The sequence below is a fragment of the Salinisphaera sp. C84B14 genome (assembly GCF_040361435.1).
Classification (GTDB): Bacteria; Pseudomonadota; Gammaproteobacteria; order Nevskiales; family Salinisphaeraceae; genus Salinisphaera.
Map to the genome: position 1 here is coordinate 94,471 of NZ_APNL01000013.1, position 13,085 is coordinate 107,555.

The 13,085-nt window shown below is 62.7% G+C and carries 9 protein-coding genes; 5 read left to right on the top strand and 4 right to left on the bottom strand.

Translation table 11 applies throughout. The features are described 5' to 3' along the window. The first annotated feature begins 200 nt into the window (after positions 1–200). Together C84B14_RS12430 and C84B14_RS12435 are read left to right on the top strand one after the other, a co-directional pair. Entirely contained in the window at positions 201–1,763 is a 1,563-nt protein-coding gene (locus C84B14_RS12430) for a BCCT family transporter (RefSeq protein ID WP_353224502.1), read from the top strand. 250 nt (positions 1,764–2,013) lie between these two features. After that, the gene (locus tag C84B14_RS12435; RefSeq protein ID WP_353224504.1) at positions 2,014–3,237 is read left to right on the top strand and encodes a GGDEF domain-containing protein; all 1,224 of its coding nucleotides are present in this window, start codon (positions 2,014–2,016) and stop codon (positions 3,235–3,237) included. Between the two features lie 91 nt (positions 3,238–3,328). Here C84B14_RS12435 and C84B14_RS12440 read toward each other — a convergent pair whose 3' ends face one another. Then, positions 3,329–5,965 (bottom strand): sensor domain-containing protein, encoded by a 2,637-nt coding sequence (locus C84B14_RS12440; RefSeq protein WP_353224506.1) that lies wholly within the window; start codon positions 5,963–5,965, stop codon positions 3,329–3,331. A 469-nt stretch (positions 5,966–6,434) separates the two neighbouring features. Here C84B14_RS12440 and C84B14_RS12445 point away from each other — a divergent pair, with 469 nt between their 5' ends. Then, positions 6,435–6,785: a DUF4186 domain-containing protein gene (locus C84B14_RS12445; RefSeq protein ID WP_353224508.1), complete on the top strand. Its 351-nt coding sequence runs from the start codon at positions 6,435–6,437 to the stop codon at positions 6,783–6,785. Between the two features lie 23 nt (positions 6,786–6,808). On the opposite strand, the gene C84B14_RS12450 is transcribed toward C84B14_RS12445, so the two are convergent. Beyond that, positions 6,809–7,030, bottom strand: coding sequence for a DUF3072 domain-containing protein (locus C84B14_RS12450; RefSeq protein WP_353224510.1), 222 nt, complete (start codon positions 7,028–7,030; stop codon positions 6,809–6,811). Positions 7,031–7,247: 217 nt separating this feature from the next. Here C84B14_RS12450 and C84B14_RS12455 point away from each other — a divergent pair, with 217 nt between their 5' ends. Continuing rightward, positions 7,248–7,775, top strand: a complete 528-nt coding sequence (locus C84B14_RS12455) for a hypothetical protein (RefSeq protein ID WP_353224512.1) — start codon at positions 7,248–7,250, stop codon at positions 7,773–7,775. A 138-nt stretch (positions 7,776–7,913) separates the two neighbouring features. Here C84B14_RS12455 and C84B14_RS12460 read toward each other — a convergent pair whose 3' ends face one another. Together C84B14_RS12460 and ada are read right to left on the bottom strand one after the other, a co-directional pair. Further along, positions 7,914–9,512, bottom strand: coding sequence for an isocitrate lyase (locus tag C84B14_RS12460; protein WP_348765450.1), 1,599 nt, complete (start codon positions 9,510–9,512; stop codon positions 7,914–7,916). 349 nt (positions 9,513–9,861) lie between these two features. Continuing rightward, the gene (gene ada / locus C84B14_RS12465) at positions 9,862–10,950 is read right to left on the bottom strand and encodes a bifunctional DNA-binding transcriptional regulator/O6-methylguanine-DNA methyltransferase Ada (RefSeq protein WP_502949907.1); all 1,089 of its coding nucleotides are present in this window, start codon (positions 10,948–10,950) and stop codon (positions 9,862–9,864) included. A 266-nt stretch (positions 10,951–11,216) separates the two neighbouring features. Here ada and C84B14_RS12470 point away from each other — a divergent pair, with 266 nt between their 5' ends. Beyond that, complete coding sequence (locus C84B14_RS12470) at positions 11,217–13,055, top strand: sensor domain-containing phosphodiesterase (RefSeq protein ID WP_353224516.1); 1,839 nt, start codon at positions 11,217–11,219, stop codon at positions 13,053–13,055. Positions 13,056–13,085: the final 30 nt, after the last annotated feature.

Consider the following 13,085-nt stretch of genomic DNA (forward strand, 5'->3'; position numbering starts at 1 on the left):
CCTGCGTTCGCACACCCGCGTTATCGCCCGGGACCTTCTCTGCTTCCACGCCGGGTAATGATGTAGGGTGGCCGGTTATTATTTTGCACCGCACCATGCGGCCATGGAGTCTGTAGGCGAGCGCCCCCGGTGATGCCGTGGGGTCAATCGATACTGCCTCGTGCCGATAGCGGACATGTTGACAACGATATATCGACTCAATGAATCAATCATCAACGGCGCCGGGCGCCGCGCACGCATCGCGCTGGGGCGATCCGATCACGCTGATTCTCAGCCTGGGTTTCGTGGCCGTGTTTCTCGGCCTGTCCCTTTACGATCTGGACGGCGTGGCGAACGCCATTTCGACCGGCTTTGCCTGGACCGCGGCTTCGCTGGGCACGTATTTCGAATGGCTGCTTCTGGCCACGTTCTTCATCGGTATGGGCGTAGCCTGCACACCGGCCGCGCGGGCCCGCATCGGCGCGGTCGATACGCCGGAACTGAGCACCTTCAAGTGGCTATCGATCATCATGTGCACGCTGCTGGCCGGCGGCGGCGTGTTCTTCGCGGCCGGCGAGCCCGTCTATCACTTTCTGACCACGCCGCCGGCGTTCGATAGCGAGGCCGGCACGGCCGCCGCAGTATCCGACGCTCTGGCGCAGTCGTTCATGCACTGGGGGTTTCTGGCCTGGGCGGTGCTGGGGTCGCTGACTGCGATCGTGCTCGCCCATGCCCATTACGACAACGGCGAGCCCCTGCGCCCGCGCAGCCTGCTGCTGCCGGTGCTCGGCCGGCGTGTCGTCCATGGACCCATCGGCAGCGTGATCGACGCGGTCTGCATTATCGCCGTGGTCGCAGGCACGGTCGGGCCGATCGGTTTTCTGGCCACCCAGGTCAGCTACGGGCTGCATGAAATCTTCGGTCTCGCCGAGGGCCTGCCCAGCCAGCTGTCGATTCTGGTCGTACTCGGCGTGGTCTATGTGACATCGGCGGTCACCGGCATTAACCGTGGCATTCAGCTGATGAGCCGCTTCAACGTATTTCTCGCGCTGGGCATCGCCGCCGTCATCTTCGTGTTCGGGCCGACGCTGTTTCTGGTCAACGCCTATAGCCAGGCCTTCGGCGACTACATCAGTTCGTTCATGACCATGGCCACGATGAACGCCCAGACCGCACCGGCCTGGTGGATGAAATGGTGGACGATCTTCTTCTTTGCCTGGTTCATCGGCTACGGCCCGCTGATGGCGATTTTCGTCGCACGTATTTCCCGCGGGCGCACCATCCGGCAGATGATCATATCGGTGGCCATTCTGGCCCCGATCGCGACCACGGTCTGGTTTACCCTGCTGGGCGGATCGGGCATTCATTATCAGATGAGCGGCGTGTTCGATCTAAGCGATGCGCTGGCGGATTTCAAATTCGATGTCGCTACCCTCACCGTGGCCCAGGCGCTGCCGGGGGGCGCTGCCATGGCATTGGCGATCATGGTGCTTACCTCGATCTTCGTCGCCACGACCGGCGACTCCATGAGCTATGCCATTGCCGTGGTGGCAGCCGGCCATGACGAGCCCGCCCCGCTCATGCGCGCGCTGTGCGGCATCATCATGGCGGTGATGGCCGGCGTACTCCTGACCATGGGCAGCGGCCAGATCGGCGCGTTGCAGCAGCTGATCGTGATCACCGCCATTCCGGTATCGCTGGTACTGCTGCCTTCCCTCTGGACGGGGCCAAAAACCGCGTATGCCATGGCGCGCGCGCAGGGTATCGTGGCGGATCCGACGTAATCGAACCAAAACGAGGTCGACGGGATCGGGCCGGTTGAAAATGGGCCTGCTCAAGCCATCCCCGGCGTGGCCGGAGATTGGCTACGTCTTTGAAAACAAAAGAGGGATGCTCGGCGCGCCAAGTTTTCGGACGCCAACGGGCCCGCCGGATCGTGGCTGCCCTTGCGAGCGGTTACATTCGTAGAGCCCGCTGATTGCAACCGACTAACGTGATAAAAGGCCCGTTCGCCCAGACCACACAGGTTCTGCCTTGACCCAGCCGCGCGCGACAACCAAGCCGGGTGCGATCGATCGACGGCTGATCGAGCGCTGCCTGAACGATCGCAGTGGCGGACTGGGATTTCCGCCGGTATTGGAGCGATCCTACGAAAGCTACCGCCGGGAATATCGCGCACGCGTGATGAGCAGCACGATTGTCCCATCGCTGCTCATCTACAACCTGTTCCTGGTGATCGACTACCTGCTGTTGCCCAGCACGTTCGCAATCGCCCTGTTCTGCCACCTGCTCGTAGTCACACCGCTGTTGCTTGTCGCCGACCTCGTCGTGCGTCAGCGCCCCGGTTTGTGGGTGCGTGAATGCCTGTCGGCCAGCATGCCGCTGGCGATGGCGGCCCAGCTGCTGTTCATCTTCTATCTCAACCGGGGTGTCGATAACGCCGAGCATTATCAGTACGCCATTTCCGGCATCCTGACCTATGCCAACGTCAATCAGAAGCCGCCGTTTCGTTTTGCCCTGGTCAGCACCCTCATCCTGGTGGCCGGATACTGCAGCGTGCTGGTCGCCGCGCATACCGATTTCCCGACCTTGCTGGTCGGTATGTCGCTGGTGAGCGGTGTGGGCTATGTGACCCTGGTAGCCAATTACCGCATGGAACGCGATGCCCGGTACGCTTTTCTACGCCGCACGCATGACCGCCTGGAATACGAAATTTCCGAGCATGCGGCGACCCATGACCCGTTGACCGGACTGGCCAACCGGCATGAATTCGATCGGCGCAGTGCCCGACTGCAGGCCGATCGACGCCTGTCGAACACGAGCATTGGCGTTCTCATGCTCGATGTCGACAACTTCAAGGCCTACAACGACCACTTTGGACATCCGGCCGGCGATGCCTGTTTGAAGCGAATCGCCGCTGCGATTTCAGCCCAGCTGCGTAACGACGACGATCTGGCCGTTCGCTACGGCGGCGAAGAGTTTCTGGTCCTGCTGTTCGACACCACCCTGGCCGACACGGCAGTGATCGCTGAACGACTGCGCCACACTATCGAGACGTTTCGAATGCCGCATGTGCAAAGCCACACGCACGTGACCCTGAGCATCGGCGCGGCTGCCGGGCGTCTGGCCGATCAGCCCCTGGCCGAACTCATCACGCGCGCGGATGCGGCGCTTTACGACGCCAAACGCGCCGGGCGAAACCAGGTCTCGCCGTGTGTCGAGGCTGCGCATGACGCCTCTGCAAACGCGCCGAGATAACGGGCAGCGCGGCATCCATGCTGGCGCCGTGTGTAATCGATGGCACGACGTTACACAGGCACATGTGCAGGCGACTTAAGGCTCTCTGACCTCAGCCGCTGCGTACTCGCTTTGCGCCTTCGACGGCCGGCTGGGCCTGCATTCGCGCCGACGCCGAGGTCTGTGCGGTGGTGCTCGCACCGAGCAACTCGGCGAACAGCGTCGCCGCGGTCGGGCGGCTGAAATAAAAACCCTGCATGCTGTCGCAGGCCTCGGCCCGCAGGAACGCTTCCTGTTCTGCCGTTTCCACGCCCTCCGCAATCACGTTCAGGCTCAGGTTCTTGCCCATGGTGATGATCGCCCGGGCGATGGATTGATCGGTCCGGTTCGTGGCCAGCTCGCTCACGAATGAGCGATCGATTTTGAGCGTATCGACGGGCAATTCGCGCAGCTGGGTCAGCGACGAATAACCAGTGCCGAAATCGTCGATCGCGATCATGACGCCCAGTTTCTTCATCTCCGCCAACAGGGCGAGCGCTCTGGCGATATCCCGCATCACCGCGGTTTCGGTAATTTCCAGCTCGAGCAGGTTCGGCGCCATACCGGTGCGCTCGAGAACAGCGCGTACATGTGAAACCAGGGTCTGATCGCTGAGCTGGACCGCCGAGATGTTCACGGCGATTGGAACCGGCGGCAGGCCGGCGCGCTGCCAGGCCATGTTCTGTTCGCAGGCGGTTTCCAGTACCCATCGACCGATGGGCACGATCAGCCCAAGCTCTTCGGCCAGCGGCAGGAACTGACCCGGCATCACCGTGCCCAATTCCTCGCAGTGCCACCGCAGCAACGCCTCCACGCCGACGATCCGGCTGTCCGCCAGGCTGATCTTGGCCTGATAAGCCAGTTCGAACTGGTCTTTCTCCAGCGCACAGCGCAGGTTGTTTTCCAGGCGCATGCGAACCAGCGATCGATGCTCGAGCTCCGCGGCATAGAATTGATAGTTGTTCTTGCCCTCGTCCTTGGCACAGTACATGGCCATATCGGCCTGTTTGAGAAGGCTCGATGCGTCGCGGGCATCCTGCGGATAGATCGAGATGCCGACACTCGCCGTGACCCGGTAGTCGTGGCCGTTCAAACAGACGGGCTGCAGAATGGTATCCAGGATCGTGTCGGCGACCGCCTCGAGCGCGCCGGCGCGCTCGTCCTGCTCTATGAGTACGACGAACTCATCGCCGCCCAGGCGTGCCACCATATTCGTCGGCGATGTACAGGCACGCAATCGTGAGGCCACCGTCTGCAACAGCTGGTCACCGGCCTCGTGGCCCAGCGAATCGTTGATGAACTTGAAACGGTCCAGATCGATGAAGAGCACGGCAAAGCGATGCTCGGCGGCGATCGCCATGGTCAACGACTGGTTGAACAAGGTTCGGTTGGGCAACCGGGTCAACGCATCGTGGGTGGCTAGAAATTCGATATGCTTTTCGCTTTCCCGACGCCAGGCTTCGCGCTCGAGGTTTTCCAGCGCGAAAACCACGTTCGCGACCATGCGTTCGATCAGCCGGACGCCGTCCCGACCATAAGCACCCTTGTGTGTGGCCACAAACAACATCACGCCGATGGTCGTGCCCGCCTTGATCACCGGCACAGCCGCGGCCGATTTCAACCCCATGCGCCTGCCAAAGCGACGCCAGGGCAGAAGCCGGCCGTCGTGGACATAGTCATCGGCGACCTGGGTACGCGCACTGTGATAACACCGCGCAACCAACCCGTCGCCCAGCCGGCTATGCGGGTCCAGGGGTATGATCAGCTCGCGAACATCGGCCGAGATTGAACTCGCCGCGCCCACCACGCACAACGCCTGTTTCTCCGCGTCGACCCGCAGCACGGCCGCGATCACGACGTCGTCGTTGGCCACGGCCGCCTCACACACCTGTTGATACAGCTCCTCCGGCGTATCGGCCCGCAGCAACGCCTCGTTCGTGGCGCTGAGCGTGGCATACATCCGGCTGAGCCGATCGCGTGCCTGTTCGGCCAGCTTGCGATCGGTAATATCGTGCACGATGCTCACGATCACCCAGCGCCCCTCGACAAACAGCGCACAGCGCCGGCGCTCGACGATCATGGAGCCGCCGCGGCCGAGCCGGCTGCGGTCCTCGACGGTAAGCCGCCCGACCGCGATGACGCGGTCGTATTCGGCCTCGAGCATGCCCCGGTCAACGCCCAACATCTGATCGGGAGTCGACGCCATGAACGTTTCCCGCGGGTGGCCGGTCAATTCGCAGGCAATATCGTTAACGTAGAGAAAACGCATGGTCTCGCGATCGACCACGAAGATCATGTCGTGGGAGGCATCGATGGCCGTGCGCAGCTGCTCGAGCTCGCGGTAGCCGCGATGCTGCCGCGTGACATCGCGGGCCAGGCCCTGCCAACCGCGAACGACCCCGTTTTCGTCCCGTTCGCATTGCGCGGCGATGCTCAGGTGCCGAATCGAACCGTCTGCCCGTATCCAGCTCACCGAGGCATCGGCTACGGCCTGTTCAGGCAGCGGCCAGCCGGCCCGGTCGACAACGCCGAGGCCGACCTCGGCCGGCAGACGCCCCTGCCACGCCTGTACATCGATATCTCCACGCTCGACCGCTGCGCCTTGTAACGCGACGAAGCGACCGGCCTGATCGCAGCGCCAGTAAAAGTCCGACACGAGCGCTACCAGGTGCCCGAGATCAGCGGGTTGCGGGTTATTGTTATCCGTCATCGCCGCCTCTGGTCCGGATTGCGGCACGCACACACGTGGTCGCGGCTGCGAGGGGTCTGAAAACCCCGAACTATCGTCACAACGATATCGGCGCGTTCCGGATAAACTTCAACATTAGCGAATGTTATTGATTTGGCTGCGATGTGCCAACGAGCCGGGGCACTCGCCAGGCGCGATGGCCGTCAGCCGGCTAGCCGCTGCGGCCGCTGGCCTGAACTCGAGCTATATGTTCGGCGCCAAGACAGCCGAGCCAGTTGGCCGTTTGCTAGGGCTTCACGGCCGACCACCGCCGCACGTATGCCTCACGCGTACGCCCGGCATCGACCCGAAACATCATCAACTTCTTACCGCGTTGACGGCGCGGTGCGGCTGGGCCCATGCAAGGCCACGGGCGAGTCGATGGCGCAGACGCTGCCAGGACAGGGGCCGACGGGTCGCACACCCGTTTATTCATCCTTAACCTGTGCGCATGCGTGACTCCGACGACCTGTTCGCTCAGCTTGCCCGTTCGCGTTTTCGTAGTCGCTTCCGACTTGGCGCGCGCGAACTTAATTACCTGGAACGGCGTGGGCTCGATACCGTGCTCGACCACGCCGAAACGTTTGTTGCCGAGCGGCTGGCACCGGCCCAACCGAAAAACGATGGCCGCCAGACGCCCATGCGCAACCACCCGGTATTCATCGCCCAGCACGCCACCGCCACCTGTTGTCGCAGCTGTCTGGAAAAATGGCACCGACTACCGAAGAACACCGCTCTGAATGCGGCCCAGCAGTCCTATGTGGTCGGCGTGATCCGGCGCTGGCTGGAACGCCAGCGCTGATCTAACGCGCTGATTCGTCGGCGCTATTCGCCGCGGTTCGCGATCGTCTGTAGTTGATCGATGCGCTCGGACGCCTGGGCCTTGGTCAGGTTGGGGTCAAAGCTTTCGTTGGCTTCCTCGCACAGCGTCTGCAGATAGGACTTCTGCGCGCCGGTCATCGCTTCGTTACCGGTCGTCCAGTTGGACGGATCCTTTTCGGTATTGCTGTGGTCCGGCTGGGCCTGTGGTTTGTTGTCATCGGTCATGGCATTTACCTGTCGATAGTAGATCGTCTTTTTACTGTACGCATATACACACTGCACGGATGCAGCGGGACGCGTTCGCCACCTGACCTGAGTCCGTACCGGACTCGGCAGGCCGCTCCACCGCCGCGTCGCGTTCGACGCGCGCTTGCGCCCGGCATGCGACAGTAAACTTCCACAACCCAATACCGGACCATTCAATCACTGCATCGGAGGGACCATGCGACTAGACGACGACCTGCAAGCACTGATCGAAAAAATCGACCTCGAAGCCCCGGATGGCGACGGCTCGCGTTTCGACGCCGGCGAACGCCAGCTCATGCGGGAGGCGGTGCAGGCATCCCAGACCCGCCGTGACCACGGCGATCAGGCCAGTGCAAGCCATTTTCGCCGCGAACTCGATTTCTTCGTCGTGTGTCTGGGGTACGGTCTGGTCGCATTCGCTGTACTGGTGATGATGCGCTGGTCGGCGGCCGAGCCGCTCGGTGCACCGGGGGTGTTCGGACTCGCCTTTCTGACCGGGGTCAGCGGTGCCGTGTTCCGCCATTTCTATCTTCGTCCGAGCGCCGATAATCGCAGCCTGGTGCTGGCGGCGGCCGCCCTGGTGATGCTGATCTGCCTGGTCGCGCTCGTGGCCGCCCACGCCATCGGCGGACTGCTGGGGATTGTGCTCGGCGCCGTATTCTTCCGTGCGCTGGTGCGTCGGCGCGGCAGACATCCCGAACCGAGCCGTACCGCTACGAATTGAACCGGGAGCGCGGTTCGTCTGTCTTGCCTGGACTAAAGACGATCCATCCCAGACGCGCATAAAAAAAGCGGGGCCGAAGCCCCGCTTTTTTAGTGGACGATCGCGGGCGAGCCCGCGATGTCACGATGCCGCCGGCGTTTAGCCGAACTGGTTCATCGTGTTGTCCTTGCCACCGGCCTTCAGCGCGCTTTCACGCGAGAAGAATTCCTTGTGGTCATCGCCGATGTTGGAACCGGCCATGTCCTGATGCTTGACGGTGGCGATACCTTCGCGGATTTCCTTGCGCTGCACGCCTTCCACGTAGGCCAGCATGCCCAGATCGCCGAAGTAGCCCTTGGCGAGCTGATCGGTCGACAGTGCGGCCGTGTGGTAGGTCGGCAGCGTGATCAGATGATGGAAGATACCGGCCTTAGCCGAGCCTTCCTTCTGGAAATCACGCGTCCATTCGTCGGCGACCTTGCCCAGCTCGGTTTCGTCGTACTTGACGTCCATGAGGCTGTCGCGGTCGTAGGCCGACAGGTCCTTGCCTTCCTCGGCCCAGGCGTCGTACACCTGCTGACGGAAGTTCAGCGTCCAGTTGAACGACGGGCTGTTGTTGTAGACCAGCTTGGCGTCCGGCACTTCCTTGCGGATACGATCGACCATGCCGCCAATCTGCTTGACGTGCGGCTTCTCGGTCTCGATCCAGAGCAGATCGGCGCCGTTCTTGAGGCTGGCGATACAGTCCATGACCACGCGGTCTTCGCCGGTGCCCTTGCGGAACTCGAACAGGCCCGAGGCCAGGCGCTGCAGACGCACGAGCTTGCCGCCCTGCTTGATCACGACGTCGTTCGGGTTGATTTCCGAGGCGTCCTTGATCTCTTCGCCGGCGATGAAGCTGTTGTACTGGTCGCCCAGGTCGCCCGGCTCGTTGGAGACGGCGATCTGCTGGGTCAGGCCCGCGCCCAGGCTGTCGGTACGGGCGACGATGATGCCGTCGTCCACACCCAGCTCGAGGAACGCATAGCGCACGGCGTTGATCTTGGCCAGGAACTGCGAATGCGGCACGGTGACCTTGCCGTCCTGATGACCGCACTGCTTGACGTCGGAGACCTGGTTTTCGATCTGGATGGCGCAGGCGCCCGCCTCGATCATCTTCTTGGCCAGCAGGTAGGTGGCCTCTTCGTTACCGAAACCGGCATCGATATCGGCGATGATCGGAATCACGTGGGTTTCGAAGTTGTCGATCTTTTCCTGAGCCTTCTTGGCCGCGGCGTCGTCGCCGGCTTCCTTGGCCTGTTCCAGATCGCGGAAATAGTGGTTGAGCTCCCAGGCGTCGGCCTGCTTGAGGAACGTGTAGAGCTCTTCGATGAGCATCGGCACGGTGGTCTTTTCGTGCATGGACTGATCCGGCAGCGGGCCGAATTCGCTACGCAGGGCCGCGACCATCCAGCCCGACAGATACAGATAGTTGCGCTTCAGGCTGCCGAAATGCTTTTTGATCGAGATCGCTTTCTGCTGCCCGATGAAACCGTGCCAGCAACCCAGCGACTGGGTGTACTTGGAGCTGTCCTTATCGTAGGCCGCCATGTCTTCGCGCATGATCTTCGCGGTGTACTTGGCGATATCCAGGCCCGTATGGAAACGGTTCTGGGCGCGCATACGCGCAGCGTGCTCGGGATTGATGGCCGACCAGGCGCTGCCCTGGGCGTCGCGCAGCGACGCGATCGCATCAACGTCCTTCGAATACTGTGACATGTTCATTCCTCAACAATTGACGAGTAGAAGCGAGCGCAGCCGATGGTAACAACCTGAGGATCGAGCCGATCGGCCGCTGACGGAGCGCATTCTAAGGTCGTTCGCCCGATGCGAACAGTAAATGCGCTCAATATTCGCCATTCATAATATGAATATAGCAACCGCTCCGAGACCGGCCCGGCAGCCGGTTTTCGATACCTCGCGATCACCTTGCGTGGCCAGCGGCGCCGACCGGATTACTATTGATCCGGCACGAAAACCGCCCGCCAGCTCGGCGCTTCGGGCGCCGGATCGATACTCGTCGGGCCGTTCCGTGAACCTCAGGCAAGCGAGTCCGGCGGCGCGCGGGCTAGTCGCCGTCAGAAGCGCCGGCGCAATGGGCTTCGGCGTCGATTAGCCGACGCTTGCGCTCGATGCCCCAGCGGTACCCGGACAGGCCGCCGTCGCTGCGCACCACGCGATGGCAGGGAATGGCGAGCGCCAGCTTATTGGCCGCACAGGCGCCGGCGACCGCCCGTACCGCGCGCGGCGAGCCGAGTCGGGCTGCGATCTCGGCATAGCTGGTCGTCTGGCCGGGCGGAATATGCATTAACGCCTGCCATACCCGCTGCTGAAACACCGTGCCACGAATATCCAGGGGCAGCCGAGCGAGCTGGGACCCGGGCGCGGTGACGAACCCGACCACCTGCGCGACATAGCTAGCGAACATGCTGTCGTCACCAATCAGCCGCGCCTGTCCAAAGCGCGCCTCGAGTTCGCTGAGCAGCTGTTCCGGCGTATCCCCGAGGCTGATGGCACAGATACCGCGTTCACTGCCGGCCACCAGCACGGTACCCAGACAGCATTCACCCAGCGCGAAGCGGATGACCTGATCCGGCGCACCGGCGCGGAATGCCCCCGGCGTCATGCCCAGCGCTGACTGTGACTGGGCATGCAAATGCTCGGCGGACCCATAGCCGGCCGCGAGCGCGGAAGAGGTCACCGTTTCGCCGGCCGCCAGATGGGCGTGCAGACGTCGACGGCGCTCGGCGTTCGCATAGGCGGCCGGGGTAACGCCGAGCTCACGTTTGAAAAGCCGCTGAAAATGAAACGGCGTCAGGCACACCGCCGCCGCGATCTCGTCTAGGCGCGGCGGGTCCTGACGCGCCGCGATATAGCGACAGGCCTTGATCACGCGTGCGTCAACGCTGTCGCTGCCCTGCACACGATCCGGCCGACACCGCTTGCAGGGCCGAAAACCGGCCGCGAGGGCCGCTGCCGAATCCTCGAAATAGCACACGTTCTCGCGGCGCGGCGTGCGCGATCGACAGCTTGGTCGACAATAAATGCCGGTGGTACGTACGCCGTAGAGGAAAGCGCCATCGGCGGCGGCGTTGTTTGTGCTGACCGCCTGCCAGCGCCGGCTGTCCTGCATCACGCGATCATCCTGTTTCACCATACGCTCCTGGCTGGAATGAAGGTCGCACCACGGGCTACCCCGAAGCCTATCCAACAAAAGCGATCTGCGCCTGCAGATTCTTGCGGTGCGATTCGCCGCGTACGGCGGCGCCTGGCCGGCAGGAACAATCGGCGATACCCGTCTGCGCCTTAAGCTGCGTGCATCGGGGCCGATTAATGAAAGTTGAGGCCCGTGAAACGCTGCGGCAGCCCCTCTGCGAACTCTAACCGCGACTAAGCCGCTGCTTTCGCCCACATAAGTATCGAATGATCGATTCGCGCCCCCAACTCGAGCACGAAAGCGAGCGCCTTGCCGCGCTCGATCGTACGCCGTGGTTTCAGGACGCCTACGAGCCGATGTTCGGGCAGATCACCGAACTGGCGCGCCAGCTTCTGGACACGACGAGCGCCAGCGTGACCATCGTCGGCGCACGCCACCAGTGGTTCAAATCGTCCACGCGCAACGCCGACTATCGCGTCGAACGCGAGCATTCGTTCTGTTCGTATACCATCGCCAGCGACGAGGCGTTTGTAGTCCACGATACGCTTAAGGATCCGCGTTTCGCCCACAACCCGTACGTTATCGGGTCGCCGTTCATCCGTTTCTATGCGGGCATACCGCTGACGTTCGAGGGCTACAACGTGGGCGCGCTTTGCGTGCTGGATAGCGCGCCACGACCGGATATCGGCGAACGCGAAATCAATCTGCTGCGGCAACTAGCCACGTTTCTGGAGCGCTGTCTGCCGGCGGCGAGCGACCCGAGCTATCGCGATCCCAGCACCGGCATCTTCACGCGCCAGCGCATGCTGAGCGTGCTTGAACAGGAACTGGCCAAACCGCCGGCCGAAGGCAACCTGCAGATGCGCCTGATCGGTATCGCGGATATCACCGTGCCCAAGCAGATGCACGAACTGACGCTGGTCATGGGCCACGACCAGACCGAACGTTTCATCGTCGAATGCGTCGACCGCCTATCCAACAAGATCGGCGCGCATCGCGCACTCTATCGTATCGGCCTGTATCGATTCGGTTTCTTGATGAAGGAGCAGCTCGGCATGGGCGTTCAGCGCCGGCTCGATGCGCTCGTTGCGGCGCTGCGTGAGCCCTTCGATTCGCGTGTGGGGTTGCTGCTTCGGCCCAGCGTGAAGCTCGGCGTCACGATGCTGCGCGAACACGACAGCGCCGGCGCGGAAGAACTGCTGCGCCAGGCCTCGGTGGCCGCCGACGATGCCTGGCAGCACTGTCGTTGCTGGACGTTCTACAAACCCGACAGCGACGTGTTGCGCCAGCGCAAGCTCCAGCTGCTCACCGAGCTGCCGGCCGCGCTGGCGTCGCAGGAACAGCTGTATCTGGTGTATCAGCCCCAGATCGACCTGCGCACCCGCAGCTGTGTCGGTGTCGAAGCACTGCTACGCTGGCAACATCCGACGCTTGGCTTTGTGTCCCCGGTGGAACTCGTCGAAGCGGCCGAAAAGACCGCGCTCATTCAGCGCTTGACCGACTGGGTGCTCGACGCGGCCATGTCTCAATGCGCGCGCTGGCGCAACATGGGCCTTGATCTGCGCGTAGCCGTTAATCTGTCGGCTCACGATCTGGCCGACGACCATATCGTGGAACGGGTCGCCCAGCGTCTACGACGCCACGACTTGCCGGGCGAAAACCTGGAGTTGGAATTCACCGAAAGTACGCTCATCGACGATCTCGATGCCAGCCTGCCCAAATTGCGGCATCTGCACATGCTCGGTGTATCCACGGCAATCGACGACTTCGGAACCGGCTACTGCAACCTGTCGTATCTGCAAAAGCTCAACGCCAGCCGGGTGAAGATCGATCGCCGTTTCGTACAGAACCTCGAATTCGACACGCGCGGGCAGACACTCACGCGTGCGATCGTCAATCTCGCCCACGATCTGGGCTACGAGCTGGTTGCCGAGGGGATCGAAAACCGGACCACGCTGGCGATGATGTCGCAATGGGGCTGCGAGCAGGCCCAGGGCTTTCTGTTCAGCCGCCCGCTTGCCCCGGACGACCTCGCCACATGGATTGCCGATAACGGCGTCCAGCAGGTGCTTGCACGCCAGGTCGCCGATCACTGCGGCGAATAGCGCCGCGGCATCGCGGCCGATCAATCCTCG

What these genes read in the sequence shown, in the direction of transcription:
- ada (WP_502949907.1), bottom strand. Translation starts at nt 10,950, where the DNA reads ATGGTGAAACAGGATGATCGCGTGATGCAGGACAGCCGGCGCTGGCAG.
- C84B14_RS12440 (WP_353224506.1), bottom strand. Translation starts at nt 5,965, where the DNA reads ATGACGGATAACAATAACCCGCAACCCGCTGATCTCGGGCACCTGGTA.
- C84B14_RS12430 (WP_353224502.1), top strand. Translation starts at nt 201, where the DNA reads ATGAATCAATCATCAACGGCGCCGGGCGCCGCGCACGCATCGCGCTGG.
- C84B14_RS12460 (WP_348765450.1), bottom strand. Translation starts at nt 9,512, where the DNA reads ATGTCACAGTATTCGAAGGACGTTGATGCGATCGCGTCGCTGCGCGAC.
- C84B14_RS12455 (WP_353224512.1), top strand. Translation starts at nt 7,248, where the DNA reads ATGCGACTAGACGACGACCTGCAAGCACTGATCGAAAAAATCGACCTC.
- C84B14_RS12445 (WP_353224508.1), top strand. Translation starts at nt 6,435, where the DNA reads ATGCGTGACTCCGACGACCTGTTCGCTCAGCTTGCCCGTTCGCGTTTT.
- C84B14_RS12470 (WP_353224516.1), top strand. Translation starts at nt 11,217, where the DNA reads ATGATCGATTCGCGCCCCCAACTCGAGCACGAAAGCGAGCGCCTTGCC.
- C84B14_RS12450 (WP_353224510.1), bottom strand. Translation starts at nt 7,030, where the DNA reads ATGACCGATGACAACAAACCACAGGCCCAGCCGGACCACAGCAATACC.